20 protein-coding genes are annotated in these 26,019 nt (G+C 73.3%); 11 read left to right on the forward strand and 9 right to left on the reverse strand.

The window, feature by feature from the left end:
• Window positions 1-5 precede the first annotated feature (5 nt).
• Both ACH4F6_RS27850 and ACH4F6_RS27855 read right to left on the reverse strand, forming a co-directional pair.
• Complete coding sequence (locus tag ACH4F6_RS27850; RefSeq protein ID WP_397963083.1) at window positions 6-2,225, reverse strand: endonuclease; 2,220 nt, start codon at window positions 2,223-2,225, stop codon at window positions 6-8.
• Window positions 2,226-2,434: 209 nt separating this feature from the next.
• Complete coding sequence (locus ACH4F6_RS27855) at window positions 2,435-3,943, reverse strand: DUF4246 domain-containing protein (RefSeq protein ID WP_397963084.1); 1,509 nt, start codon at window positions 3,941-3,943, stop codon at window positions 2,435-2,437.
• A 266-nt stretch (window positions 3,944-4,209) separates the two neighbouring features.
• Between ACH4F6_RS27855 and ACH4F6_RS27860 the strand changes: the two genes are divergently transcribed.
• The 4 genes from ACH4F6_RS27860 (at window position 4,210) to ACH4F6_RS27875 (ending at window position 9,058) form a co-directional block, all read left to right on the forward strand.
• Entirely contained in the window at window positions 4,210-5,700 is a 1,491-nt protein-coding gene (locus ACH4F6_RS27860; RefSeq protein ID WP_397963085.1) for an FAD-binding protein, read from the forward strand.
• A 146-nt stretch (window positions 5,701-5,846) separates the two neighbouring features.
• On the forward strand, window positions 5,847-6,290 hold the full coding sequence (locus ACH4F6_RS27865) for a helix-turn-helix transcriptional regulator (protein WP_397963086.1): 444 nt from the start codon (window positions 5,847-5,849) through the stop codon (window positions 6,288-6,290).
• Between the two features lie 10 nt (window positions 6,291-6,300).
• On the forward strand, window positions 6,301-6,450 hold the full coding sequence (locus ACH4F6_RS27870; RefSeq protein ID WP_397963087.1) for a hypothetical protein: 150 nt from the start codon (window positions 6,301-6,303) through the stop codon (window positions 6,448-6,450).
• Window positions 6,451-6,658: 208 nt separating this feature from the next.
• Window positions 6,659-9,058, forward strand: a complete 2,400-nt coding sequence (locus ACH4F6_RS27875) for an ATP-binding cassette domain-containing protein (protein WP_397963088.1) — start codon at window positions 6,659-6,661, stop codon at window positions 9,056-9,058.
• Window positions 9,059-9,270: 212 nt separating this feature from the next.
• Here the strand turns inward: ACH4F6_RS27875 and ACH4F6_RS27880 are convergent, their stop codons facing one another.
• Window positions 9,271-10,407, reverse strand: coding sequence for a cobalt-precorrin-5B (C(1))-methyltransferase (locus ACH4F6_RS27880; RefSeq protein ID WP_397963089.1), 1,137 nt, complete (start codon window positions 10,405-10,407; stop codon window positions 9,271-9,273).
• A gap of 18 nt (window positions 10,408-10,425) precedes the next feature.
• Between ACH4F6_RS27880 and ACH4F6_RS27885 the strand changes: the two genes are divergently transcribed.
• Complete coding sequence (locus ACH4F6_RS27885) at window positions 10,426-11,196, forward strand: cobalt-precorrin-6A reductase (RefSeq protein ID WP_397963090.1); 771 nt, start codon at window positions 10,426-10,428, stop codon at window positions 11,194-11,196.
• A gap of 175 nt (window positions 11,197-11,371) precedes the next feature.
• On the opposite strand, the gene ACH4F6_RS27890 is transcribed toward ACH4F6_RS27885, so the two are convergent.
• Together ACH4F6_RS27890 and ACH4F6_RS27895 are read right to left on the reverse strand one after the other, a co-directional pair.
• A complete protein-coding gene (locus tag ACH4F6_RS27890; RefSeq protein ID WP_397963132.1) occupies window positions 11,372-12,016 on the reverse strand; it encodes a precorrin-8X methylmutase in 645 nt (214 codons plus the stop codon).
• Between the two features lie 361 nt (window positions 12,017-12,377).
• On the reverse strand, window positions 12,378-13,457 hold the full coding sequence (locus ACH4F6_RS27895) for a MerR family transcriptional regulator (RefSeq protein WP_397963091.1): 1,080 nt from the start codon (window positions 13,455-13,457) through the stop codon (window positions 12,378-12,380).
• A gap of 281 nt (window positions 13,458-13,738) precedes the next feature.
• Here ACH4F6_RS27895 and ACH4F6_RS27900 point away from each other — a divergent pair, with 281 nt between their 5' ends.
• Window positions 13,739-14,938, forward strand: a complete 1,200-nt coding sequence (locus ACH4F6_RS27900) for an oxygenase MpaB family protein (protein ID WP_397963092.1) — start codon at window positions 13,739-13,741, stop codon at window positions 14,936-14,938.
• A gap of 115 nt (window positions 14,939-15,053) precedes the next feature.
• Here the strand turns inward: ACH4F6_RS27900 and ACH4F6_RS27905 are convergent, their stop codons facing one another.
• The 4 genes from ACH4F6_RS27905 to ACH4F6_RS27920 all read right to left on the reverse strand — a co-directional run bounded on the left by ACH4F6_RS27905 (window position 15,054) and on the right by ACH4F6_RS27920 (window position 18,828).
• On the reverse strand, window positions 15,054-16,247 hold the full coding sequence (locus tag ACH4F6_RS27905; RefSeq protein ID WP_397963093.1) for a TetR/AcrR family transcriptional regulator: 1,194 nt from the start codon (window positions 16,245-16,247) through the stop codon (window positions 15,054-15,056).
• A 217-nt stretch (window positions 16,248-16,464) separates the two neighbouring features.
• The gene (locus ACH4F6_RS27910) at window positions 16,465-17,556 is read right to left on the reverse strand and encodes an NAD(P)-dependent alcohol dehydrogenase (RefSeq protein ID WP_397963094.1); all 1,092 of its coding nucleotides are present in this window, start codon (window positions 17,554-17,556) and stop codon (window positions 16,465-16,467) included.
• Window positions 17,553-18,032, reverse strand: coding sequence for a DUF4334 domain-containing protein (locus ACH4F6_RS27915; RefSeq protein ID WP_397963095.1), 480 nt, complete (start codon window positions 18,030-18,032; stop codon window positions 17,553-17,555). The genes ACH4F6_RS27910 and ACH4F6_RS27915 overlap by 4 nt, the downstream gene beginning before the upstream one ends.
• A gap of 43 nt (window positions 18,033-18,075) precedes the next feature.
• Window positions 18,076-18,828: a TetR/AcrR family transcriptional regulator gene (locus ACH4F6_RS27920; RefSeq protein ID WP_397963096.1), complete on the reverse strand. Its 753-nt coding sequence runs from the start codon at window positions 18,826-18,828 to the stop codon at window positions 18,076-18,078.
• Between the two features lie 261 nt (window positions 18,829-19,089).
• Between ACH4F6_RS27920 and ACH4F6_RS27925 the strand changes: the two genes are divergently transcribed.
• Genes ACH4F6_RS27925 through ACH4F6_RS27945 form a run of 5 tightly spaced genes read left to right on the forward strand, consistent with a single transcriptional unit; the run spans window position 19,090 to window position 25,956 of the window.
• Window positions 19,090-20,244 (forward strand): CaiB/BaiF CoA transferase family protein, encoded by a 1,155-nt coding sequence (locus tag ACH4F6_RS27925; RefSeq protein WP_397963097.1) that lies wholly within the window; start codon window positions 19,090-19,092, stop codon window positions 20,242-20,244.
• Window positions 20,244-21,269 carry an LLM class F420-dependent oxidoreductase gene (locus tag ACH4F6_RS27930; protein ID WP_397963098.1) on the forward strand — a complete coding sequence of 342 codons (1,026 nt, stop codon included), beginning with the start codon at window positions 20,244-20,246 and terminating at the stop codon, window positions 21,267-21,269. The genes ACH4F6_RS27925 and ACH4F6_RS27930 overlap by 1 nt, the downstream gene beginning before the upstream one ends.
• A complete protein-coding gene (locus ACH4F6_RS27935) occupies window positions 21,266-22,438 on the forward strand; it encodes an acyl-CoA dehydrogenase family protein (RefSeq protein WP_397963099.1) in 1,173 nt (390 codons plus the stop codon). The genes ACH4F6_RS27930 and ACH4F6_RS27935 overlap by 4 nt, the downstream gene beginning before the upstream one ends.
• 53 nt (window positions 22,439-22,491) lie before the next feature.
• A complete protein-coding gene (locus ACH4F6_RS27940; protein WP_397963100.1) occupies window positions 22,492-23,706 on the forward strand; it encodes an acetyl-CoA C-acetyltransferase in 1,215 nt (404 codons plus the stop codon).
• A gap of 48 nt (window positions 23,707-23,754) precedes the next feature.
• A complete protein-coding gene (locus tag ACH4F6_RS27945) occupies window positions 23,755-25,956 on the forward strand; it encodes a 3-hydroxyacyl-CoA dehydrogenase NAD-binding domain-containing protein (protein WP_397963101.1) in 2,202 nt (733 codons plus the stop codon).
• Window positions 25,957-26,019: the final 63 nt, after the last annotated feature.

Genomic DNA, 26,019 nt, shown 5'->3' on the forward strand with positions numbered 1-26,019 from the left:
CCCGCTCAGGGCCAGACACCGGAGAAGTCGAGGGTCTCGGCCCACTCCGGGTGGTCTATCAGCGGATTGCGGTTCCCCTGTATCTCGGCGACGGCGGCGTTGCGGTGGAGTTCGTGCTCGTCGACGGGCTCGTTCCGGTGCCAGTTCAGCAGGACGGGCAGCCGTTCCTCGGGGAACTCCCTCGCCTCGTCGCCGACGGTCCCGGGATAGCGCAGCAGGAAGTACAGGGTGGCCCGGGCGACGGCACCCCTGCTGTGCCCCGGCTCGAACCCGGTCCGCTCGCGCATCCCGCAGTCGTCCCGTACGACCTCGTCGAAGTCGGGGAAGTCCATGTACGGGATGTTGCCGCGGAAGCTGTTGCACCCCGTCTCGCACGCGAACAGATGGTGCAGGTCACCGCGCATGGGCTCGCGCTTGGCGAACCAGGACTGCGGGACGACGTGCTCGCAGTTGAAGGGCAGCGACGCCTCCAGGGCGTCCAGCTCCGCGGCGAGTTCGGCCGGGCCAGCGGCGCTCTCCCGCAGCAGGAACTCCTGCATGCCCTTGAGCCGGGCCGCCTCGGCGGCGACGTCGGCGCGGACGAACTCCTCCGCGGTGAAGGTCCTGCCGGAGTAGACGCTGCGCAGCAGCCGGTCGGGGTGCAGGTCGACCCACGGGTAGAGCAGCCGCGAGGGCTGGTAGGAGGGGCGGCGCTCGTGGGTCTTCTCCAGCAGGGCGGTGAGCGCCCGGCGCAGCGCGTCGCCGTCCGCGCCGTCGATGCCGGCGTAGTAGGCGTCCCGGGCCTCCCGGTCGGCCTCCCGGTCGTAGTAGACGCGCTCCCTGCCCAGTTCGAGGTTGCGCAGGGCCGCGTGCAGATCCCGTTCGGCGGCCTCGTCGGCGGCGCCGGCCCGGCCGTCCAGCCGTGCCGCCGAAGGGAGCGGCGGGGCGGGGGCGGCGGCCGTCCCGGACGGGGGCGCGGCGGTGGAGCGGCCGGGGTCGGCCTGCCGGAGGGCCGGCGGACCGACGTCGACGCTGAGCCGCAGCGGCACGGTGAGGCCCGCGGTGCCGGCCGGCGCCGACTGCGCCGAACCGTCCGGCGGCAGCCCGTCGGCCGCCGGCTCCGCCGTGACGCCCGCCGTCGTCCGCGGTGCGGCCTCGCCCGGCAGCGACGTGCCCGCCGGCTTGAACAGCTCGTCGCGCAGCCGGGCCGCGGTCCCGGTCAGCGTGAGCCGGCTCAGCGCCTGGAGGACGCGGCTGACGCGCACCCCTTCGTTGGCCTTCCAGGCCAGCCGGTGCTCGCCCATGCCCGGCTGCCACACCGTTCCGTCGACGGCCAGCGGGCGGCCCTCGCTGTCGGTCTTCGGCACCGCCGAGTGGTGCAGGGCGACGACCTCCCACTGGTCGTTGAAGACCGGGGAGCCCGAGGAGCCGGGCGCCGTGTCGGTCACGTAGTGCACGAAGTCGTCCAGCAGATCGACGATCTGGTTCTCGCGGAGCGCGAGTTGTTTGGGTTCGCCGTTGGGGTGCTGGATGATGTTGACGAATTCACCGAGGATGGCCTTTCCCTGCGCCCCGTCCAGGGGCAGCCAGTGGAAATCGGCGAGTTGCGCGCCCCGCTCGCCGCGCTCGGCCACGGCGACCACGCTGAAGTCCAGGTCCCGGTCGGTCGCGAAGAACCTCTGGGGTTCCAGCGCGAAGACCACCGGGACGAGCGGGAGCCCGTCGAGTCCGGTCTGGAAGTCGAACGCGATGACGCCGCGGCCCGCCTCCTCGGAACTGCGCAGCACGTGGTTGTTGGTCATCAGGAGGGAGGGGGAGATCATGAACCCCGTGCCGTGGTGCCCGCCCACCGGCGATCTGACGGTGATCCGTCCGATCGGCCGCGAGGCCAGGTGTCCTCCCTCCAGGAACGCCACGCCGGTGAGGTCGTTGCGCCCCATCAGGCGTTCCAGGCCGAGCACATCGGCGCCGAAGGCCTCCGGCGCCAGCGGCAGCGTGCTCCCCGTCGCCGCCGGGGGCTCCGTCGGCATCCGCTCGATCGACCGGGCCAGCGACCAGTCGGCGTTCAGCCGCGCCAGCCGCTTGTTGACCCGGTCGGGCTCGTCGGCGTAGAGCACGCCGCGGCGCTCGATGGTCCGGCGGGTCTCCTCGCGCCGTGCGGTACGGCTCTCGAACCGCCGACCGGCCCGCTCGAGTTGGGCCAGGTAGTCGGTCTCCGCCTCGGAAACGTGTTCTGCGGTGATCATGAACGCCTCCGTGGTTCTCGGGCTCCCCCCTCATTCCATTGTGAGCACCGTCCTCCATGATTTTCCTTCGGGGATTCCGCCGGGCGGCGTCCGTCCCTCTCGGCGTTCCCGGCATGGTGGTCGCCGATTCAAATGTCACCTGGTCAATGAATTCGTCCCCCCTGTGCGGCAGTTCCTTCGCGCAGCCGAAGGGTCGGGGCGGAAGGGGTTCAGTGCTCGCAGAGGGAGAATTCCCGTTCGTAGAGCTGCTCGTTGTGTTCGTCGACGAAGAACTTGCGTTCCCGCATGAGTTGTTCGCGGTAGTCCTTGGCCTGTTCGAGGGTCATGGTCGAGGTGTCGGACCAGGGTTGCTGCGGTGGCACGTCGGATGTCGAGACGATCTTCTCCGACGGGTCGACCAGGAAGAACGCGAGGATTTTCCGGTGTCCCGGGCGGGTGGGATCCACGAGGCCGAACGATCCGACGCGGTGTTGCAGGATGTTCGGGAACGCCAGGCAGCGGCCCGCCGGGGTCGACGCCGATCCCAGCACCTGGTTCAGTGGGCCCTCGTCCTCCAGGCCGTAGACCTCGCGCAGGCCGTCGTCGTCGTCCTGTTCGTAGTGCGGGTCGTCGAGTGCCGCCCGGAAACTCAGCCGGCTCTCGGTGATGTTCTCGCTGTCCCAGTAGTAGATGCCGGTCGAGACGATCCGCTCGTTCATCATCCCCTCGACATGCCAGGAACCGCCGGGGTACTCGGGCTTGTCCGGGGTGAGATGAATGGTGGCGAGCTTGACGATGACCTGGAGGCGGCGGCCGCGCAGGTCGACCCGGGCGGATGCGTCGGGCGACTCGGGCGGGGTGAAGGCCGGGGCGTCCGGGACGACCGGGCGGCGGTTCTCCCACCAGTCGTCCTGGGCCTCCTCCCACGCACGGAGGGCTTCTGCGTAGGCCTCGTCGTCACCGTAAGAGGATCTGTCCGGGTACTCCGGCTCCGAGTCGTACCAACCGTAAGGATCGGCCTCGATCCGCGGGGGCCGCGGATGGCGCAGATCGGTGAGCACGTTCTCCAGCAGCGGGCGGAAGCGCGCGAACACGTCCGGCAGGACGCGGGCCAGGTCGCGGTGGGTCTCGGGGTGGACGTTGTTGACGTACGAACGGAAGGCGACATCGCCGTCGTCGCTGACGTCGACGTCCGTGGGCAGCCACTGGAACTTCTCCGAGAACTCGTACCGCGAGTAGCGGTCCGTCGGGTTCCGCCAAGCCCGCTCGGGCGCACCGCTCACCCCTCTCACCAGGCAGAACAGTGAGGGATGAACCAGATCCAGTACCTGGCCGTCGGATCCGGGATGCCAGTCCCGCTCCGCTTCGGGGACCTGTTCCACCACCCTGACCGCCTCGCGCAGCCGGGATCCGAGCTCGTCGTCGATCAGCGTGTCCGACTGCCACACCCCGTCGACGGCGGACACCTCGACGCCGGTCCGTCCGTCCCGCAGCGCGGCGTAATGGCGGAGTTCGGCCAGCACGTAACGAACCTGCGCTTCGGTGAGGCCCTGGGCGACCGCTTCTCGCGTCCACCTGGCGACGACGTCGGCATCGTTCATCTTGTCGAACCACCCCGGCTTCGCCCGGATGTGCGAGCTGCACTGCATCATCTGCAGTTCTCGCAGCGTTCGGGGCGCCGCGATCGCCAGGGAGCGGGAGGCGTGGAAGGGCAGCGGAAAAGCGGGCAGGTCGGTCAATTCCCTTGGTCCTCGCGGTCGGTGGGCGGTGGCGGGAAGGATACGTCAGCGGACCGACACCACAGCCGTGGTCCCCGTCCTCGCCGGTCCGGGGGCCGCGCCCGCCCGCGGCCTCGCCACCCCGTCGCGACACCTTCCCCCGCACCCGCCCGCCGGACCGTCGGCGGGCGGGACGCCACCGGGGAATGCGGCACATCGGGGCACCAACTGACCTAGGATGCCGAGGATTTGACCATTTCCGGATTATTGGAGAGGTGGTGGTGCGGATGTCCCGCGCACCGTCCAGACGTACCGTTCTGCGCGGACTCACGGTCACCGGGGCGGTGGTGGTCGGCTTCGACCCCGCCGCCCGCGGCTGGGCCGCGACCCCGTCGGAGCCGGGCACGCCACTCGTCGGCATCCCCCGGCTGGACGGAACGCTCGTCACGGACACGGCGTCGCTGGCCGCCGCGGCCGACGACTACGGCCACCTGGTCCACCGCCGTCCCCTCGCCGTCCTGCGCCCCGGCTCGGTGCGTGACGTCGTCACCATGATCCGCTTCTGCAACGCCCACCGCCTGCCGGTCGCGCCGCGCGGTCAGGGGCACGCCCCGTTCGGCCAGGCACAGGTACGGGACGGCCTGGTCATCGAGACCGCGCCCCTCGCGCGCATCGGCCCCCTCGGCCCGGACAGCCGCACCGTCACCGTCGGCGCCGGCGCCCGGTGGAGCGACGTGGCCAGGGCCACCCTCGCCCACGGGCTCACCCCGCCGGTCCTCACCGACTACATCGAACTCTCGGTCGGCGGCACCCTCTCCGTGGGAGGCCTCGGCGGCCAGGCCCACCGGCACGGCGCCCAGGTCGACAACGTCACCGAACTCCGGGTGGTCACCGGAGCGGGCGAGCCGGTCCGCTGCTCCCCGACCCGGCACGCCGACCTCTTCCACGCCGTCCTCGCGGGCCTCGGCCAGTGCGGCGTCATCGTCGAGGCCACCCTGCGCCTGGTGCCCGCGCCCGGGAGCGTACGCCACTACCACCTGCCCTACGACGACCTGGAGACCTTCCTCGACGACCAGCGCCGCCTCGTCCAGGACGGCCGCTTCGACCACGTCGAGGGCCAGGTCTCCGCGGACGCCGACGGCGCCTTCCGCGTCTACACCCTGGAGGCGGTGGCCTACGGCCCGCCGGCCGGCCCCGCCCCGGACGACACGGCGCTGCTGCGCGGCCTGCGCCACGACCCCGCCGGCCTCACCTTCGAGGACCGGGCCTACGCCGACTTCCTCGACCGGCTGGCCCCCCTCGTCGCGGCCATGAAGGAGGCCGGGATCTGGAAGTACGCCCATCCCTGGCTCAACCTGATGCTCCCGGGCACGTCCGCCGCGACCGTCAGCGGGCGGATCCTGGACGGCCTCACCCCGGCCGCGCTCGGACCCGGGGGCGTCGTCCTCTTCTACCCCTTGCGGCGCGACCGCCTCACCACCCCGCTGCTGCGCACCTCCGACGACGACGTGTCCTACCTCTTCGACGTCCTCAGCGCCGCCCCGCCGGACGACACCGCCGCCGTCGACCGCATCCTGACGGCCAACCGCTCCGCCTACGAGGCCGCCGCCGCGGCCGGGGGCACCCACTACCCCGTCGGCAGCATCCCCTTCACCCCCGCGGACTGGCGGACCCACTTCGGTGAGGCCTGGCCGGCGCTGGAGTCGGCGAAGCGCAGGTACGACCCGCGCGGACTCCTGGCCCCGGGCCAGGGCGTCTTCCGGGCGGCCGGGAACTGAACCGCTCCCGCTGAGCCGGTTCCCGCCGCGCCGGTGCCGGACCGCGTCGCCGTGAGCGCCGGGTACGGGGACGGGTGAGGGGCGGCCGGCGGACGGGATCCCCGGTGTACGACCGCTGGGCCGCGCGGTGTGGCACGATCTCCCGGGTGACCAGCAGACCCGCCGCGGCCCAGCACCCGAGCGACCTCGCGCGACTGCGCCGCGTGCGCGACCGGATCGACCGGGAGTACGCGCAGCCGCTGGACGTCGAGGCGCTCGCCCGCGGGGTGAACATGTCGGCCGGGCACCTCAGCCGCCAATTCCGCCTCGCCTACGGCGAGTCGCCCTACTCCTACCTGATGACGCGGCGCATCGAACGCGCGATGGCGCTGCTGCGCCGCGGCGACCTCAGCGTCACCGACGTCTGCTTCGAGGTGGGCTGCTCGTCGCTGGGCACCTTCAGCACGCGCTTCACCGAGCTGGTCGGGGTGCCCCCCAGCGTCTACCGGCGGCAGGCGGCGAGCGCGACGGAGGGGATGCCGTCGTGCGTGGCGAAGCAGGTCACCAGACCGGTCAGGAATCGAGAAGCACCGGCGCCGGGCCGCCCCTAGCGTGAGGGCCATGCACCCCACCCTCCACGCGGGCTTCCTCCCGCACGACGGCCCGGACGCCGCCCTCGCCCTCCACCGCGACACCCTCGGCTCCGCGGTCCGCGACTGCGCCTTCCGCGGTCCCGCCGGCCGTCTGGTCCGCCTTCAGGAACCGCGCTGAGCCGTCCGGGCACCACCCGCCCCCGCCGCATATTCCCGGATCGCGGGCCCGGGCCCGGGCTACTATGCGCGACGGCCGGCGACCGGTCCGTCGCGCCGGCCGGACACGCCGGGCCGCCGGGGCCCCGGGACGCCACGGGCCGCGGTGCCGCCGACGCACCGGCCGCTCGCGCCACTCCGGCCGACACCGACCGACAGAGGGAGACACGATGAGCATGGCCACGCGGACGGACACCCCGTCGCCCGCGCAGCACGCCGCCGACAGCCACGATCTGATCCGCGTGCACGGGGCACGCGAGAACAACCTCAAGGACGTCAGCGTCGAGATCCCCAAGCGCCGGCTGACGGTGTTCACCGGTGTCTCCGGCTCGGGCAAGAGCTCGCTGGTGTTCGACACGATCGCCGCCGAGTCGCAGCGGCTGATCAACGAGACCTACAGCGCCTTCGTGCAGGGCTTCATGCCGACGCCGGCGCGACCCGAGGTCGACCTCCTCGACGGCCTGACCACCGCGATCATCGTCGACCAGGAGCGGATGGGCGCCAACGCCCGCTCGACCGTCGGCACCGTCACCGACGCCAACGCCCTGCTGCGCATCCTGTTCAGCCGGCTCGGCTCGCCGCACATCGGCCCGCCCAACGCGTACTCGTTCAACGTGCCCTCGGTGTCGGCCAGCGGCGCGATCACCGTCGAACGCGGCGGCAGGACCAAGGCGGAGAAGGCCACCTTCAACCGCCTCGGCGGCATGTGCCCCCGCTGCGAGGGCAGGGGCGCGGTCAGCGACTTCGACCTGTCGGCGCTGTACGACGACAGCCTCTCCCTCAACGAGGGCGCGCTCACGATCCCCGGCTACAGCATGGACGGCTGGTACGGCCGCATCTACCGGGGCTGCGGCTTCTTCGACCCGGACAAGCCGATCCGCGGCTTCACCGAGAGGGAACTGCACGACCTGCTCCACAAGGAACCGACCAAGATCAAGGTCGAGGGGATCAACCTGACCTACGAAGGACTGATCCCCAAGATCCAGAAGTCGTTCCTGGCCAAGGACGTCGACGCGCTGCAGCCGCACATCCGGGCGTTCGTGGAGCGCGCGGTGACCTTCTCGACGTGTCCCGAGTGCGACGGCACCCGGCTCGCGGCGGGGGCCCGCTCGTCGAAGATCGACGGGAAGAACATCGCCGACGTCTGCGCGATGCAGATCAGCGACCTGGCCGAGTGGGTCCGGGGCCTCGACGAGCCGTCGGTCGCGCCGCTGCTGGCCGCGCTCGGGCACGCGCTCGACTCGTTCGTCGAGATCGGACTCGGCTATCTGAGCCTCGACCGCCCGTCGGGGACGCTCTCGGGCGGCGAGGCCCAGCGCACCAAGATGATCCGTCACCTCGGCTCCTCCCTCACCGACGTGACGTACGTCTTCGACGAGCCGACGATCGGACTGCACCCCCACGACATCCGGCGGATGAACGACCTGCTGCTCCAGCTGCGCGACAAGGGCAACACCGTGCTGGTCGTCGAGCACAAGCCGGAGGCGATCGCGGTCGCCGACCACGTCGTCGACCTCGGTCCGCGGGCCGGCGCCGAGGGCGGCGAGGTCGTGTTCGAGGGGACCGTCGAGGGCCTGCGGGCCAGCGGCACGCTCACCGGACGGCACCTGGACGACCGGGCCTCGCTGAAGGAGTCGGTGCGCACGCCGTCGGGCGTGCTGGAGGTGCGCGGCGCCGCGACGAACAACCTCCACGACGTCGACGTCGACATCCCGCTCGGCACGCTCGTGGTCGTCACGGGCGTGGCGGGCTCCGGCAAGAGCTCCCTGATCCACGGCTCGGTGTCCGGCCGGGACGGGGTGGTCACGGTCGACCAGACCGCGATCCGCGGCTCCCGGCGCAGCAACCCGGCGACGTACACGGGTCTGCTCGAACCGATCCGCAAGGCGTTCGCCAAGGCCAACGGCGTGAAGCCGGCGCTGTTCAGCGCCAACTCCGAGGGCGCCTGCCCGACCTGCAACGGCGCCGGCGTCGTCTACACCGACCTGGCGATGATGGCCGGCGTGGCCACCCTCTGCGAGGAGTGCGAGGGCAGGCGGTTCCAGGCGTCGGTGCTGGAGTACCGCCTCGGCGGCCGCGACATCAGCGAGGTGCTCGCCATGCCGGTGACCGAGGCCGAGGAGTTCTTCGGCGCCGGCGAGGCGCGCATCCCGGCCGCGCACCGCATCCTCGAACGGCTCGCCGACGTCGGACTCGGCTATCTCAGCCTCGGCCAGCCGCTCACCACCCTCTCCGGCGGCGAGCGGCAGCGCCTCAAGCTGGCCACCCACATGGCCGACAAGGGTGGCGACCGCCTCGTCTACGTTCTCGACGAGCCGACCACCGGCCTGCACCTGTCCGACGTCGAGCAGCTGCTCGGCCTGCTCGACCGGCTCGTCGACTCCGGCAAGTCGGTGATCGTCATCGAGCACCACCAGGCGGTCATGGCGCACGCCGACTGGATCATCGACCTCGGCCCCGGCGCCGGCCACGACGGCGGGCGGATCGTCTTCGAGGGGACGCCGGCCGACCTCGTCGCCGCTCGTTCCACCCTCACCGGCGAGCACCTCGCGGAGTACGTGGGCGCCTGAGCAGGGCGCTCGCTCCCCGAGAGCGACACCCTCGGAGCCGCGGGCACGCGGTCCCGAGGGTTCGCCGGGCGTCCGGGTGGCGGCGGACGGACGGCAGCCCGGGCCGGGACCCGGCACGGACCGCCACCCGCGCCCGTGCCCGCCCGGCACGGGAACGAGACCCGGGAACCCCGCGCCACGGTCGCGGGGCGGGCGCCGCCGGCGCCGGTCCCTCACCGCACCGTGCTGCGTCCCACCACCGTCCCCGCACGGTCGATGCAGAGGACGTCGACCGCCACCGGCGCTCCGCGCAGCACGGCCAGCGCCTCGTCGCGGGCGGCGGTGGCGACGAGGTCGCCGAGCGGCACCCCGGCGGCCGCGCACAGGTGCAGGGCGGCGAGTCCGGTGCCGGCGGCGGCCACCTCGGCGGCCAGCGCCCCGTCCGCACCGCCGCGCCGGGCCAGCCCGGCGAGGAACTGCCGGTCGACCTGGGAGCGGGCCGAGTGCAGGTCGAGGTGCCCGGCCGCCAGCTTGGACAGCTTGGCGAAACCCCCGCAGACCGTCAGGCGGTCCACGGGATGGCGGCGGAGGTACTTCAGCACCGCGCCCGCGAAGTCGCCCATGTCGAGCAGGGCGTCCTCGGGCAGCGCGTACTCGGCGACGACCGTCTTCTCCGACGTCGACCCCGTGCACCCCGCGACATGCGTGCGCCCGGCCGCCCGTGCCACGTCCACGCCCCGCCGGATGGAGTCGATCCAGGCCGAGCAGGAGTACGGCACGACGATCCCGGTGGTGCCGAGGACGGACAGACCGCCGAGGATGCCGAGCCGCGGGTTCCAGGTCGAGCGGGCGATCTCCTCGCCGTGGTCGACGGAGACGGTGATCTCCACGTCCCCGGTGCCGCCGTGGAGCGCGGCGACCCGGGCGACGTGGTCGCGCATCATCTGACGGGGGACGGGGTTCACGGCCGGTTCGCCGACGGGCAGCGGCAGCCCGGGGCGGGTGACCGTGCCGACGCCCGGACCGGCCCGGAAGACGACCCCGGCCCCGGCGGGCAGCCGCCGTACCGTGGCGCGCACGAGCGCGCCGTGCGTGACGTCCGGGTCGTCGCCCGCGTCCTTGACCACCCCCGCCATCGCGGACGTACCGGTCAGCTCCTCGGCCGCGAGCGCGAAGGACGGCGTCTGCCCCTTGGGTAGGGTGATCGTCACCGGGTCGGGGAACTCGCCGGTGAGCAGCGCGGTGTACGCGGCCGTCGTGGCCGCCGTCGCGCAGGCGCCGGTGGTCCAGCCGGGCCGCAGGCCGGTGTGTTCCAGTTGGGCACGGCGGCCGCCCTTCGCCTGGCCGGCGCCGTGTACTTCGTCGCTCATGATCGGACCCGGACTCCCATGCACGTACTGATACTCGGCGGAACCTCGGAGGCCCGCCGCCTCGCCGAACTGCTCCACGGCACGCCCGGCCTGCGGCTGACCAGCTCCCTCGCCGGACGGGTCGCCCGCCCCCGGCTGCCTCCGGGCGAGGTCCGGGTGGGCGGCTTCGGCGGGGCCGAGGGGATGGCCGGGTGGCTGGCCGAACAGAGCGTGGACGCGCTCATCGACGCCACCCATCCCTTCGCCGGCACGATCGGTTTCCACGCGGCCGAGGCGGCCGCCACCGCCCATGTTCCCCTGCTCGCCCTGCGCCGCCCCGGCTGGGTCCCCGTCGAGGGGGACCGCTGGCACGACGCCGGTTCCCTGGCGGAGGCCGCGCGGCTGCTGCCGGCACTCGGCCGGCGCGTGTTCCTCACCACGGGGCGGATGGGCCTGGCCGCCTTCGCGGACCTCGCCGGCCTGTGGTTCCTCGTGCGGTCCGTGGACCCGCCCGGGTCCCCCCGGCCGCCCCGCACGGAGGTGCTGCTGGACCGGGGCCCCTTCACCCTCGACGGGGAGCGGGAACTGCTGCTGCGTCACGGCATCGACGTCCTGGTGACGAAGGACAGCGGGGGAGCGGCCACCGCGCCGAAGCTGACGGCCGCACGGGAGGCCGGGCTGCCGGTGGTGGTGGTCCGCAGACCGCCCGTCCCCGCGGACGTGCCGGTCGTACCGGACCCGCGGGCAGCGGCGCGCTGGCTGGCGGAGCGCCTGGGCCTGGGCGTCGTTCACGGCCCCGGATCCGGCTGAACCCCGCGACGGGCCGGCCGCCGCCCGACGCGCGGGTGCCCCGGCGCGAGCGGGGAGCGGGCGGCCGGCCGTGCCGGGCGCCGTCGTACGCGGCTGCCTCCGCCTTCCCGGCGACGGCCCGCACGGTCACCGGCGGTGGGTGGCCGGACCCGGCCCCGCCGCCGGTGACCGCCGCTCACTCCTCCTCGCTGGCGATCGCGTTGAGCGCGGCGGCGGCGAGGGCGCTGCCGCCCCGACGGCCCCGCACCACCAGGTACTCCAGTCCCGACGCGTTCGCGACCAGCGCGTCCTTGGACTCGGCGGCCCCGACGAACCCGACCGGCACCCCGATGACGGCGGCGGGCCGGGGCGCGCCCTCCTCGATCATCTCCAGCAGCCGGAACAGGGCGGTGGGCGCGTTCCCGACGGCGACGACCGAGCCCTCCAGCCGGTCCCGCCACAGTTCCAGCGCGGCGGCGCTGCGCGTGGTGCCCAGCTCGGCCGCCAGCCCCGGCACGGCCGGATCGGACAGGGCGCACACCACGTCGTTGCCGGCGGGCAGCCGTCTGCGGGTCACGCCGCTGGCCACCATCTGGACGTCGGTGAAGACGGGCGCGCCGGCGCGCAGCGCCTCACGGGCGGCGGTCACGACGGCCGGCGTGTACGCCAAGTCCCGTACGAGGTCGACCATTCCGCAGGCGTGGATCATCCGGACGGCCACCTGGCCGACGTCGGCGGGCAGACCCGCCAGGTCGGCCTCCGCGCGGATGGTGGCGAACGACTGGCGGTAGATGGCCGCGCCGTCCTTCTCGTACTCGTAGCTGGACACGGCGGCGAGCATATCCATGATCCCGTCGGAGGCTCGCCCCGCCCGCCCGGACCGCCGCCCCGGCCGAGCCGTCGTCCCGGGCGCGGGGCGGCGCGGCAGGCCCCTTGCGGGACGGTTCGGTGCCGCGTGCCCGCCGTGGTGGCAGCGCGGTACCGGTTCGGATAGGATGATCATGAGTGGATCGCTCTTGCAGCGCTCCCTCCTCTCAAGCGAAGGCCCCCGGAGTCTCACCAACTCCCGTCCAGGGGGCCTTCGGCTTTGTGCGGGGAACGTCAGCCCCCGTGACGTGCCGTTGTGCCGTTGCCCGGCCCGTCGGGCGAGGCGGCGGGCCGACGCGGAGCCCCGCGGCGCCGGTCACGGCGCACGACGGTCCCTAGTTCTCCAGGCGGACCGGCATCAGCACCGAGAGCGTGTCGTCGTCGGGCCGGCGGATCGCGATCGGCGCCGTGGGGGCGCCGAACTCCAGGATCAGCTCGCCGCGGTCCCCGGCGGCGAGCGCGTCCAGCAGGAAGTCCCGGTTGACGCCGACGTCGTCCGGGGCGTCGTCGCCGTCCTCGCACACGGTCACCGTGCCGTCGTCCGCCACCCTGAGCACACTGATGTCACAGGCCCCACCGTCCTGCTCGCGGGGCTCGCTCGCGCGGACCGGGCCGGTCCTCAGCTCCTCCCGGAAGGCCGCCGTGTCGACGAGGGCCCGGCGGCCTTCCGGCAGCCGCACCAGGCGACGGTAGTCGGGGAAGTCGTGGCCGAGGCACCGGCCGGCCGTCTGACGGTCGCCGGACTCCAGCGACACCCGGCCGTCGTCCACGGTGAGCCGCACCGGTTCCCCGTCCCGCAGCAGCGCCCGCATCGCGTCGGCGAGGGGCAGGGGGACGACGGCCTGCACGCGGGGTCCGTCGTACCCGGTCGTCGCGGTCCGTGCGACGGCCATCCGGTAGCGGTCGGTGGCCACCGTGCTCAGCCGTTCGCCCTCGATGTCGAACAGGACACCGGCGAGCATCGGCAGATCCGGGTTCGAACCGGCCGCGAAACGGACCGCGTCCAGTGCGGCGGCGAGTTCCGGTGCGGGGACGGACAGTTCGACGGTGGTGGTGCCGGGCGACGCCATGGGGTTCTCCCTGTGGTCGAGCAGTTCTCGGAGCGCGGAGAACTCGGTGCGGGCGTCGGCCAGGCCCCGTTCGAGGCGGCGCAGGTGCGCCCGGAGGAGCCCGCGCACCAGGTCCGTGTCGGCACGGGACCAGCCGGCCAGGACCAGCCGGATGTCCGCCAGGGGCATGCCGGCCCGGCGCATCCGGGCCAGCAGTCGGGCCTCCTCCGCCTGCTCGGGTCCGTACCAGCGGTAGCCGCTGACCGGGTCCACCCAGGCGGGGACCAGCACACCGGCACGGTCGTAGAACCGCAGAGCGCTCACGCTCAGTCCGCTGTTCCGGGCCATGTCCCCGATGCCACGCATCTCGCTCTCCACACCCGGAACTCTGAGCCCTCGACCAGGTCGAGGGTCAAGCCCGATCGGGCCGAGGGCCGGCCCCGACGTCACGCGGCGGAGCGACGGGCGGAGCCCCGGCCGGCCTCGGCGACGAGCCTCGTCACCACCATTGCCGACCGCAACGCACCTCGCTATGTTAATCGAAAATCACATCTGTGCGACAAGGTTCACCACGCATCGGTCGCGCAACTGGCAAGTCTGCGAAGGCATCTGGAACCATCTGACCCATCAGGGAAGCAGGTAAGTCAATGGAGAACCTCAGCAGGCGAAGGGCTCTGTCGCTCGGTGTCGCCCTCGGTCTCGTGGGTGTGGCGGGCCCCGCCCGGGCGTGGGCGTCGACGGGTCCGGCGACGGGAGCGGCCGCGGGGACCGGTCCGGAGTGGATCTGGGACGACGCGGCGGACCCTCTGATGGCTTCGATGCTCGACAACGGACACGTGCCGGCGATCAACACGGCGTGGGCGTCGTGGGTGAACAACAACGACCCGTTGCCCAGCGGCCTGCCGGCCGAGTTCGCCGCGTACCTGCGGCAGGTCAACCGGCTGCCCTCCTGGGCCGACTCCGCCAAGCTGGCCCGCGCCGCCGACTTCAACCGGCGCCGGGACACGTACCTCTTCATGCTGTACGGCCTCGGCAGCGGCATCATGAGCACCGTGATCCCGCGCGAGGCCAAGAGCGTCTACTGGTCCGCGGGCGGCGCCGACATGCAGGACCGCGCGGCCAAGACGTTCACGTTCGGCTACGACCTGTCCCAGCTGGGGGCCTTCACCCCGACGGGACAGTTCGTCGTCACCGCCAACAAGACGCGCGTGGTGCACGCCGCGGTGCGTCACCTGCTGCCGCAGTCGCCGCACTGGCGGGCGGTCGCCGACGAGACCGTCCCGATCAGCGCCGCCGACATCCTGGTCACCTTCCACAGCCTGGGCACCTACGTGCACCGGAAGCTGCTCGACTGGAAGATCCCGTACCCGGCCGCGGACCAGGAGGCGTTCCTGCACTCGTGGCAGGTGGCCGTCCACCTGCTCGGTGTGCCGTACGAGCACATCCCCCGGACCTGGGCGGCCGCCGAGGCGCAGTCGGCGCAGGTGCTCACCCCGATCCTCACCCCGTCGACCGAGGGCATCGCACTGGCCGAGGAACTGCTCGGCCTGACCGCGCAGATCGACCTCGGCGTCACGCGCGGGTTCCTGAACGAGTTCGTGCGCTACGTCCTCAGCGACGAGGTCGGCGACTGGCTGGGACTGAAACGCGACTACGCGTCGGCGGCCCTGGTCCGCACCGCGTGGCCGGCGTACGTCCTGTTCCGTGAGGGGCTGTCGCCCGTCATGCCCGGCACCTTCTACCTGGTCGACCAGTTCGTGCGCGCCCTGGCCATGCTGTTCCTCAACAAGGGCTCCTCCGGGACCACCACCCCCATCACGATCCCCACCGGGAACAGGGCGGGCTGAGCCGGCGATCCGGTCCCACCGGTGCCCGCCCCGCGGCCGAGGGGCGGGTGTCAGGGCGGCTCCCGCCCGAGGCGCTTCCCGGCGGGGCGCCCCGCCGCCGGGGTCCGAGGCCCGTTCAGGACCGAGGGGCCGACAGACCCAGAGCGCCCACGACCAGAGCGGTCACGGCCTCACGGTGGTCGGGGTTGTCCTGCCACCGCAGTCTGCGTCCCGCCTCGACCACCACGCCGAACCCCGCGTGCACCAGCACCCGGGCCTGGCGCGGGTCCAGCTCCGGACGGACCAGCCGCAACTGCTGCTCCCAGACGGCGATGTGTTCCCGCTGCGCGAGGAGCAGGGGCCGCCGCAGGTCGGCCGGCAAGCCGGCCAGCTCGGCCTCGGCGACGCTGTTGAGCTCGGTGTACTCGAAGCAGTAGGCCACGTACGTCGCCGCCAGCGCGACGACGGCGTCGTGCGGGCCGGCCACCCCGCGCAGACTCCGCTCCACCCCCTGGGCCAGCAGTCCCGCCGCCTGGAGGCATGCCGCCGCCAGGATGTCGATCTTGCCGGGGTAATGGCGGTAGAGCGCGGACGGGGTCAGCCCCACCGCCTGAGCGATCTGTCCGTTCGTGACGTTGGCGAATCCGTCCCGGGCGAACAGCGGGACGGAGGCCGCGAGGATCTCCGCGCGTCGCGTGCGCGGCACCGGCCGGGCGGGCAGCTCGACGGGGTGCGCGCCCGGCCGGCCCGCCGCCGGATCGGTCGCGGCCACGCGCAGCGCGGACGCCAGCAGCAGCTCCTCGGCCCGGCGCTGGGCGATGGAGGTGTGGTGCATCGTGATCGACCCGATGGCGCCGAGGGCCGCCATGGCCCGCAGGCGCTCGTCGGGCAGGGGGTGCTCGCGCTGCACCGCCTCGTCGACCCGCTCGACGAGGCGCCCGAACTTCACCCCGAGACGCCGGCGGTCCTCGCGGTCGAGGTACCGGGCCTCCCACCGGTACACGCCGCCCGACGCGCGATGGGCGACGGTGATGCGGGTGACGGCGGTGAGCACGTCCGTCAGGGCCGCCCCGGGCGGCACCCCGTCGAGCGCGGCGACCAGCCCGTCCACCATGACGTGGGCGCACTCGGCGAACAGCGCGTACTTGTTGGGGAAGTGCCGGTACAGAGCGGCCGCGGTGATGCCCACGCCGGCGGCGACCTCCTCCATGGACGCCTTGTGGTAGCCGCGCTCGCTGAAGACCCGCCCCGCCGCCTCGACGATGAGCTGCCTGCGGTTGCGGGGCCGAGTGGCCGGGGCCGGACGGGCGGGCGGGGAGGCGGGAGCCATGCGGATCAGTCAATCACACGCCGTCGGCGGGCCCGGCCGGCTCGGCGCGGACCGCGCAGGCCGTGGGGCCGGGAGCACTTCCCCCGTGAGGTGCCGTCCCGCGACGTGAACGGCTCGTGCCGGCCGCCGGTGCGGCGGGCGGCAGCCGGTGCGGCGGCCGGCGTTCCGGCGGGGACGCGCCGTCCGGCACCGTCGTTCCCGGTGCCGGAGCGGCCGGTCAGGTGAAGGTGAGGACCGGCTTGATCACGCGGCCGTCCTCCATGGCGGCCACGGCCGCGCCGATGTCCTCGAACGGGAACGTGGTGACCAGCCGGTCGAGCGGGAAGAGGCCCCGGTCGTGCAGGCCGATCAGCTCGGGGAGGAAGCGGCCGGGATCGGAGTCCCCCTCGATCACCCCGTGGACGCGGACGCCCTTGGCGAGCAGGCCCGTCACGTCGAACGTCACCTCGCCGCCGAGGCCGAGGAGGGCGAGCTCGCCGCGCGGGCGCAGCGCGCCGACGGCCCGGCGGGCCATCTCCGGACGGCCGGTGGTCTCGACGACGTGGTGCGCGCCACCGCCGGTGAGGTCGCGCAGCGCCGCCGCCAGACCGTCCCCGGGGGCCAGGGCCGCCGTGGCGCCGAGTCCGGTGGCCAGGGCGCGGCGGGCGGCGACCGGGTCGACGGCCACCACCGGGTCGCAGCCCACGGCCACCGCGGCCATCAGCGCGCTCAGACCGACCCCGCCCGCCCCCAGGACGACCAGCGAGGAACCCGGTGCGGGGCGCAGCCGGTTGAGCACGGTGCCCGCGCCCGTCTGGCCGCTGCAGCCCAGCGGTGCGGCGACCGCGGACGGCAGGCCGGAGGGCACCCTGACCACGCCGCGTTCGTGGACGACGGCGTGCGTGGCGAAGCTGGACTGGCCGAAGAAGCCGGCGCGCAGCGGTGTGCCGTCGAGGGAGAGCGGAGTGGTGCCGTCGTCGCGCCCGCCGGAGAAGTTCCGGGCCCGCGCGGCGTGGCAGTAGGCCGGGTGGCCCGCCGCGCACTGCTCACAGGCGCCGCAGCTGGCGAAGGTGAGGCAGACGTGGTCCCCCGGCGCGAGGCCGGTCACCTCCGCGCCCACGGCCTCGACCCGGCCGGCGCCCTCGTGGCCGAAGACCATCGGGGTGAGCCGCCGGGGCCAGGCGTCCCGCATCGCCAGGTCGGTGTGGCAGACGCCGGCCGCGGTCATCCTCACCAGCACCTCGCGCGGCCGCGGGTCCTCGAGGTCCGCGTCCCGGACGGTGAACGGGGCGCCCGGCGTCTCGGTGACCGCGGCGCGGACGCGTCTCACGAGCCCTCGGGGACGCGTTCGAGGAAGAAGTAGTAGAAGGGGCCCTGAGGGGGAACCCCCTTGGCGTTCATGATCCCCATGAGCGTGGTGTCGTCCACCCGCTTGAAGTGGTCGAGGACCGGCTGGCCGTCATAGACCATGGTGGCCGTCGTCTCGCCGCGGAACTCCACGGTCCACAGGCTGGCCTCGCCCTTGCCGAGCTCGTGGTCGGAGTACAGCTCGCCCTTCTCGTCCCGGCACATCAGCGGCTTGACGTCGTGCACGGAGGCGAACGTCTTGCCGTACCAGCCGGCCTTCGCCAGCATGCCGTTGAGCGGGTGACCGGTCGCGAACTCGCCGCCCTTCCACTCACCGAGTATCTCCTCGGGGCGGACGGTGGCCAACGCCGCCCAGATCTCGTCGAGTTCGGCGGGGTCGACCAGACCGTCCCGCTCCCGGAGCTCCTGGAACCGGGCGCGGGCCTCGAGCACGTCCATGCGGGTGTCCTCTCGTCGGTGGTGGCACCGTGGAAGGGAGACGTCAGGATGTCTCCGGGGCGGGATGCGCCGGAGACGGTCGCCCCGGCCGCTGCCGGCCGCTGCCGGCCGTCGGAGTCCGGGGCGGAGCGAGCCGCGGGAAGGGGAGCGGGAAGCCGCCGGTGACCGCGCCGGGGTGGCCCACGGTGCCGAGGCTCAGCAGCACGTGGCGTCCGGCGACCTCCTCCGCGGTGAGCGGGCCGTCCTCGCGGAACCAGTTGGCGACCCCCTGGCACATGACGAGCACCGAACGCACCGCGTCGGCCGGGATCGGCGTGGTGAACACGCCCTGGGCGCGGCCCGCCTCGACCGTGTCCAGCAGCATGTGCTCGAGATAGTCGCGCAGGGCGACGTAGCGCGCCCGGTTCTCGGGCTCCAGGCTGCGGATCTCCGTGTCCAGGAAGGCCAGTTGCTGGCGGTGGGCCATGTAGAGCACGATCGACTCGACCATGCCGCAGAAGCGCGCCAGCGGATCGTCCCCGGCCTCCCCGGCCGCGGCCCGGCAGCGGTCCAGGACGTCCTTGATGGACGTCTCCAGCAGCGTGGCCAGCAGAGCCTGCTTGTTCTCGTAGTGGTAGTACAGCGCGGGCACGGTGACGCCGACCCGGCCGGCGATGTCCCGGACCGAAGTGCCGTGGTAGCCGTGCTCGTTGAAGGCCTCCATGGCGCGCATCAGGATCGGGTGCAGGTCGAGCGGTCCGTAGGAGCGCCAGTGCTCCGCCGGCGGTGTGGTGTCCTGGCTCGGCGCGGTGTTCAACGACTCTCCTCGGGACGGGCGGCGATCGGCGACATCGTACGGCCGTGAGTCCTCGACGCCTCCTTCCAGCAGCTTAGCGATCGCTCAGGGAAACCGGGCGTCCCGCGTCCGGCCTGAGGTCACTTCCCCGGTGTGCATCGATGAAAACTCTCGCTGCAGGGGGAGTTGACCGACCGGCGTCGCACTTCTACGTTCTTAGCGAACGCTCAGTAAGTCCCCGGTCGGCGGCGGCGGGTCCGCCGTGCGCCGAGAAAGGAACCCATGAGCCGGCACACCACCGACCTCCCCGGCCGCGACGTCTCGGGCCCGCTGGACGGCGTGCGCGTGGTCGAACTGGCGGGGATCGGTCCCGGGCCGTTCGCCGCGATGCTGCTCGCCGACCTGGGCGCCGACGTGGTGCGGGTGGACCGCCCCGGCCCCTCGCCGCTCGGCGGCGATCCCGCCCACGACGTGACCAACCGCAACAAGCGCTCCGTCCTGATCGACCTCAAGTCGCCCGGAGGGCCGGGAGCGGTACGGGCGTTGGCGGCGCGCGCCGAGATCCTGGTGGAGGGGTACCGGCCCGGTGTCGCGGAGCGGCTCGGGGTCGGCCCCGAGGAGTGCATGGCCGTCAACCCCGCGCTGGTATACGGCCGGATGACCGGCTGGGGCCAGCGAGGACCCCTCGCGCCCCTGGCCGGACACGACATCGGCTACATCGCCACCGCGGGCGTCCTGTCCATGGCCGGCGCGCCGGACGGACCACCCGTCGCCCCGGTCAACCTGCTCGGCGACTACGCGGGCGGCTCCCTCTACCTGACCACCGGCGTCCTCGCCGCGCTGCTCACCGCCCGTGCCACCGGCCGCGGCCAGGTGGTGGACGCCGCGATCGTGGACGGCGCCGCCCACCTCACCGCCATGTTCTGGGGCATGCTCGCCGAGGGCACCTGGCAGGACGCCCGCGGCCGCAACCTGCTCGACGGCGGCTGCCCCCACTACGGCGTCTACGAGACCGCCGACGGCGGCTGGATGGCGGTCGGCGCCCTGGAACCCCAGTTCTACGCGGTGTTCGTCTCCCTGCTGGGCCTGGACGGCGAGGACCTGCCGGACCGTGCCGACCCGCGCAACTGGTCCGCGCTGCGGGCCGTGTTCACCACCCGGTTCAAGACCGCCACCCGGGCGGAGTGGACGGCCCGTTTCGAAGGCACCGACGCCTGCGTCGCGCCCGTGCTCTCGCTGCACGAGGCGGCCGGCCACCGGCACCTGACCGGACGCGGCACCTACACCGAGGCGTACGGCATCACCCAGCCCGCCCCCGCCCCCCGTTTCTCCGACACCCCCGGCACCCTGCGGCTCCCCCCGGCCGTCCCCGGCGCGCACACCCCCGACGTGGCCCGCGACTGGGGCGTGCCCGAACTGCTGAAGGACCACTGCTGATGGAACTGTCCTCGCCCCTGGCGTACGCCGGCGATCCGCGCGCCGCCGCGGACCGGGCCGCCGCCCTGGAGTCCGCGGGCCTCGACGCCGTCTGGGTGGCCGAGGCCTACGGCTTCGACTCCCCGACGGTCATGGGATACCTCGCCGCGAAGACCGAGCGGATGCGGATCGGCTCGGCCGTCCTCAACGTCTACTCCCGCACCCCCGCGCTGATCGCCCAGACCGCGGCCGGACTCGACGCCCTCACCGGCGGCCGCGCCCTCCTCGGCGTCGGCGCCTCCGGGCCCCAGGTCGTCGAGGGCTGGCACGGCCGCCGCTACGACCGCCCGCTGGGCCGCACCCGCGAGGTGATCGAGCTGTCCCGGCGGATCTGGCGGCGCGAGGTGATCGAGCACCACGGCATCACCGACCTGCCCCTGCCCCCCGGGCAGGGCACCGGCCTGGGCAGACCGCTGAAGCTGCTGAACCACCCGGTCCGCGACACCGTCCCCGTGTACGTCGCCGCCCTCGGCCCCGCCAACGTCCGGATGACCGCCGAACTCGCCGACGGCTGGCTGCCCTTCCTCTACGTCCCCGAGCACGCCGCCGAGGTCTGGGGCGGCCCCCTCGCGGAGGGCGCCGCACGCCGCGACCCCGCGCTCGGCCCGCTCGCGGTCGTGGCGGGCGGCCTGCTGGCCATCGGCGACGACGCCGAGGCCGTCCGCGACCTGATGCGCCCCACCGTCGCCCTCTACGTCGGCGGCATGGGCGCGCCCGGCCGCAACTTCTACCACGACCTGGTCCGCTCCTACGGCTACGAGTCCGCCGCGGCCGCCGTCCAGGAGCACTACCTCGCGGGCCGCAAGAAGGACGCGGAGGCCGCCGTGCCAGCCGAGCTGCTGGAGCTCCTCTGCCTGGCCGGCCCCGAGGGCTACGTCCGCGACCGCGTCGAGGTCTTCCGGGAGGCGGGCGTGACCATGCTCAACGTCACCCCCGTCGGTCCCGATCCCGCCCGGCTGATCGAGCGCGTGAGGAGCTGGCTGTGACGAGGGAACGAGACCTGTACGGCCCCGACCACGAGGCCTTCCGCGAGACGGTGCGGACCTTCCTCGCCAAGGAGGTGGCCCCGCACCACGAACGCTGGGAGAAGGACGGCGTCGTCGACCGCGGGGTGTGGCGCTCGGCGGGCCGCCAGGGCCTGCTCGGCATGGCCGTCGACGAGGAGTACGGCGGCGGCGGGACCGGCGACTTCCGCTACAGCGCCGTCCTCATCGAGGAGTTCGCCCGCGCCGGCGCCTCCGGCCTGGCCCTGAGCCTGCACAACGACATCGTCGGCCCGTACCTGACCCGGCTCGCCACCGAGGAGCAGAAGCGCCGCTGGCTGCCCGGGTTCACCTCCGGCGACATCGTCACCGCCATCGCCATGACGGAACCCGGCGCCGGGTCCGACCTGCAGGGCATCCGCACCACCGCCACCGACCGGGGCGACCACTACCTGCTCAACGGCGCGAAGACCTTCATCTCCAACGGCATCCTCGCCGACCTCGTGATCGTCGTGGCCCGCACCACGCCCGAGGGCGGCAGCGGCGGACAGAGCCTGCTCGTCGTCGAACGCGGCGCGGAGGGCTTCGAACGCGGCCGCAACCTCGACAAGATCGGCCAGAAGGCCCAGGACACCGCCGAGTTGTTCTTCCACGACGTGCGCGTCCCCAAGGAGAACCTGCTGGGCGAGGAGAACCGGGCCTTCGCCCACCTCATGGACAACCTCGCCCAGGAGAGACTGGCCATCGCGGTCGGCGCCGCCGCCGCGGCCGAGGACATCCTGGACGTCACCACGCGGTACGTGAAGGAGCGCGAGGCGTTCGGCAGGCCGCTGGCCGGGCTCCAGCACGTCCGCTTCGAGATCGCCGAGATGGCCACCGAGACCGCGGTCACCCGGACCTTCGTGGACCGCTGCGTCGCCGAGCACAACCAGGGCCGGCTCGACGCCGTGCACGCCTCGATGGCCAAGTGGTGGGCCACCGAACTGCAGAAGCGCGTCGTCGACCGCTGTCTTCAACTCCACGGCGGATACGGCTACATGAGCGAGTTCCGGGTGGCCCGGGCGTTCCTCGACAGCCGCATCCAGACCATCTACGGCGGCACCACCGAGATCATGAAGGAGATCATCGGCCGCTCGCTGCTCGGTCGAGCGCCGGCCGACCCCCCTCGATGACACCCGTGTGGCGTTCGCGGCTTCGTCCAGACCCGACATGGAGGGCACCCAAGGTGAGCACCGAAGCGTACGTGTACGACGCGATCCGCACCCCGCGCGGGCGCGGCAAGGCGAACGGCGCCCTGCACGGCACGAAGCCGATCGACCTGGTCGTCGGCCTGATCCACGAGTCCCTCCGCCGCTTCCCCGGCCTCGACCCGGCCGCGATCGACGACATCGTGCTCGGCGTGGTCAGCCCGCTGGGCGACCAGGGCGCGGACATCGCCCGCACCGCCGCGATCCTCGCGGGTCTGCCGGAGACGGTGGCGGGCGTGCAGGAGAACCGCTTCTGCGCCTCGGGCCTGGAGGCCGTCAACCTGGCCGCCGTGAAGGTCCGTTCGGGCTGGGAGGACCTGGTCCTGGCGGGCGGCGTGGAGTCGATGTCCCGGGTGCCCATGGGCAGTGACGGCGGCGCCTGGGCGCTGGACCCGCGCACCGGCCACGCCACCGGATTCGCCCCCCAGGGCATCGGCGCCGACCTCATCGCCACCGTCGAGGGCTTCTCCCGGCGTGACGTCGACGAGTACGCGGCGCTGTCCCAGGAGCGCGCGGCCACGGCCTGGAAGGAGGGCCGCTTCGACCGCTCCGTCGTGCCGGTGAGGGACCGCAGCGGTCTGGTCGTGCTGGACCACGACGAGCACCCGCGCCCCGGCACCACCGCCGACTCGCTGGGCGGGCTGAAGCCGTCCTTCGCGGACATCGGCGAACTGGGCGGCTTCGACGCGGTGGCGCTGCAGAAGTACCACTGGGTGGAGAAGATCGACCACGTCCACCACGCGGGCAACTCCTCCGGCATCGTCGACGGCGCCGCCCTGGTCGCCGTCGGCTCCCGCGAGGCCGGCGAGCGCCACGGGCTGACCCCGCGGGCGCGGATCGTCTCCGCCGCCGTCTCCGGCTCCGAGCCCACCATCATGCTCACCGGCCCCGCCCCCGCCACCCGCAAGGCCCTCGCGAAGGCCGGCCTGACCATCGACGACATCGACCTGGTCGAGATCAACGAGGCCTTCGCGGCGGTCGTCCTGCGCTTCGTGAGGGACATGGGCCTGTCCCTGGACAAGGTCAACGTCAACGGCGGCGCCATCGCCCTCGGCCACCCCCTCGGCGCCACCGGCGCCATGATCCTCGGCACCCTCGTCGACGAGCTGGAGCGCCGCGACCTGCGGTACGGCCTCGCCACGCTGTGCGTCGGCGGCGGCATGGGCATCGCCACCGTCGTCGAACGCCTCTGACCGGCCGTCCGCCCCCGCAGCCGTCCGTCTTCACGGGAGACATCAGCCATGGACACCACCGCACGTCCCTCCACCATCCGCTGGGAAGAGTCCGACGACCACGTCGTCACCCTCGTCCTCGACGACCCCGACCAGTCCGCCAACACCATGAACGCCGCGTTCATCGACTCGCTGGACGCCGTCGCGGCGCGGCTGGCGGAACGCCGCGACACCCTCCGCGGCGTCATCGTCACCTCCGCCAAGAAGAGCTTCTTCGCCGGCGGCGACCTGCGCGACCTGATCTCCGTCACGCCCGGGACCGCCGGCGCCTCCTTCGAGGCCGGGATGCGCGTCAAGCGCTCGCTGCGCGTCCTGGAGACGCTGGGCAAGCCGGTCGTCGCCGCGATCAACGGCGCGGCGCTGGGCGGTGGTTACGAGATCGCCCTGGCCTGTCACCACCGCGTGGTGCTGGACAGCCCGGCCGCCCGCGTCGGACTCCCCGAGGTCACCCTGGGCCTGCTGCCCGGCGGCGGGGGAGTGACCCGCACGGTCCGCATGTTCGGTGTGGCGGACGCCCTGCGGAAGGTCCTCCTGGAGGGCGCCCAGTACGGGCCGGCGCGCGCCCTGCAGGCCGGCCTGGTCGACGAGATCGCCGCCGACCCGGACGAACTCCTCGCCAGGGCACGGGCGTTCGTCGACGCCCACCCGCGGTCCGCGCAGCCCTGGGACGCCCCCGGGTACCGCATCCCCGGCGGCACCCCCGCGGACCCGGAGCTGGCCGCGCGGCTCCCCGCCCTCACCGCGCTGCTGAAGAAGAAGACGGGCGGCGCCCCGCATCCGGCCCCGCGCGACATCCTCGCGGCGGCCGTGGAGAGCTCCCAGGTCGACGTGGACACGGCCTTCGTGGTGGAAGCCCGGTACCTGACGGAACTGGTCACCGGACAGATCACCAAGAACATGATCCAGGCGTTCTTCTTCGACCTGCAGGCGGTCAACTCCGGCGCCGGCCGCCCGAAGGGCGTCGAGCCGCGCTCGGTGACCAGGGTGGCCGTGCTCGGCGCGGGCATGATGGGCGCCGGCATCGCCTACTCCTGCGCCCGCGCCGGCATCGACGTCGTCCTGAAGGACGTCTCCGCGCGTGCGGCGGCGCGGGGCAAGGCCTCCTCCGAGAAGCTGTGCGCCCAGGCCGTCTCGCGCGGCGCCTCGACGCGGGAGACGGCGGACGCCCTGCTGGCCCGCATCACCCCGACCGCCGACGCCGGGGACCTGGCCGGCTGCGACGCGGTGATCGAGGCCGTCTTCGAGGACACGGACGTCAAGCACCGGGTGTTCCAGGAGATACAGGAGATCGTCGCCCCGGACGCCCTGCTGTGCTCGAACACCTCGACCCTGCCCGTCACCGTCCTCGCCAAGGGGGTGGAGCGGCCGCAGGACTTCATCGGCCTGCACTTCTTCTCGCCGGTCGACAAGATGCCGCTGGTGGAGATCGTCAAGGGCGAGAAGACGGGCGACGAGGCGCTGGCACGGGCCTTCGACCTGGTCCGGCAGATCGAGAAGACGCCGATCGTGGTCAACGACTCGCGCGGCTTCTTCACCTCCCGGGTCATCGGCCGCTTCATCGACGAGGGCGTCGCCATGGTCGGCGAGGGCATCGAGCCGGCCTCCGTCGAGCAGGCCGCCGCCCAGGCCGGCTACCCGGCCAAGGTCCTGTCCCTGATGGACGAGCTCACCCTCACCCTCCCGCGCGCGATCCGCGAGGAGACCCGCCGCGCGGCCGAGGCGTCGGGCCGCGGCCGGCAGCCGCACCCCGCGGACGCGGTGGTGGACCGCATGATCGACGAGTTCGGCCGCACCGGCCGCAGCGGCGGCGCGGGCTTCTACGACTACGTCGACGGCAGGCGCGCCGGGCTCTGGCCGGGCCTGCGCGAGCACTTCACGGACCCCGCGAAGCAGCCCGCCGACCTGACCGAACTGATGGAGCGGATGCTCTTCGTCGAGGCGCTGGACGCGGTGCGCTGCCTGGAGGAGGGGGTGCTGGCCTCGGTGGCGGACGCCAACATCGGCTCGCTCCTCGGCATCGGCTTCCCGCCGTGGACGGGCGGCGTGCTGCAGTACATCAACGGCTACGACGGCGGCGCCGGGGGCGGTACCGGGCTGCCCGGCTTCGTGGCCCGCGCCCGTGAGCTGGCCGGGAAGCACGGCGAGCGCTTCGCCCCGCCGGAGCTGTTGCTGCGCAAGGCCGAGCAGGGCGAGACCTTCACCGACTCCTGACCCGTTCCCGGGGCCCGCGACACCCCGGCCCGGGCCCGCACGTCCTGAGCACCGACCGGTCCC

The organism is Streptomyces sp. NPDC017936 (assembly GCF_044328485.1).
Lineage (GTDB): Bacteria > Actinomycetota > Actinomycetes > Streptomycetales > Streptomycetaceae > Streptomyces.

Coding starts and splice junctions, on each gene's coding strand:
- ACH4F6_RS27945 (WP_397963101.1), top strand. CDS start 23,755: ATGGACACCACCGCACGTCCCTCCACCATCCGCTGGGAAGAGTCCGAC.
- ACH4F6_RS27895 (WP_397963091.1), bottom strand. CDS start 13,457: ATGCGTGGCATCGGGGACATGGCCCGGAACAGCGGACTGAGCGTGAGC.
- ACH4F6_RS27850 (WP_397963083.1), bottom strand. CDS start 2,225: ATGATCACCGCAGAACACGTTTCCGAGGCGGAGACCGACTACCTGGCC.
- ACH4F6_RS27930 (WP_397963098.1), top strand. CDS start 20,244: ATGGAACTGTCCTCGCCCCTGGCGTACGCCGGCGATCCGCGCGCCGCC.
- ACH4F6_RS27885 (WP_397963090.1), top strand. CDS start 10,426: ATGCACGTACTGATACTCGGCGGAACCTCGGAGGCCCGCCGCCTCGCC.
- ACH4F6_RS27915 (WP_397963095.1), bottom strand. CDS start 18,032: ATGGACGTGCTCGAGGCCCGCGCCCGGTTCCAGGAGCTCCGGGAGCGG.
- ACH4F6_RS27860 (WP_397963085.1), top strand. CDS start 4,210: ATGTCCCGCGCACCGTCCAGACGTACCGTTCTGCGCGGACTCACGGTC.
- ACH4F6_RS27900 (WP_397963092.1), top strand. CDS start 13,739: ATGGAGAACCTCAGCAGGCGAAGGGCTCTGTCGCTCGGTGTCGCCCTC.
- ACH4F6_RS27880 (WP_397963089.1), bottom strand. CDS start 10,407: ATGAGCGACGAAGTACACGGCGCCGGCCAGGCGAAGGGCGGCCGCCGT.
- ACH4F6_RS27870 (WP_397963087.1), top strand. CDS start 6,301: ATGCACCCCACCCTCCACGCGGGCTTCCTCCCGCACGACGGCCCGGAC.
- ACH4F6_RS27925 (WP_397963097.1), top strand. CDS start 19,090: ATGAGCCGGCACACCACCGACCTCCCCGGCCGCGACGTCTCGGGCCCG.
- ACH4F6_RS27905 (WP_397963093.1), bottom strand. CDS start 16,247: ATGGCTCCCGCCTCCCCGCCCGCCCGTCCGGCCCCGGCCACTCGGCCC.
- ACH4F6_RS27890 (WP_397963132.1), bottom strand. CDS start 12,016: ATGCTCGCCGCCGTGTCCAGCTACGAGTACGAGAAGGACGGCGCGGCC.
- ACH4F6_RS27875 (WP_397963088.1), top strand. CDS start 6,659: ATGAGCATGGCCACGCGGACGGACACCCCGTCGCCCGCGCAGCACGCC.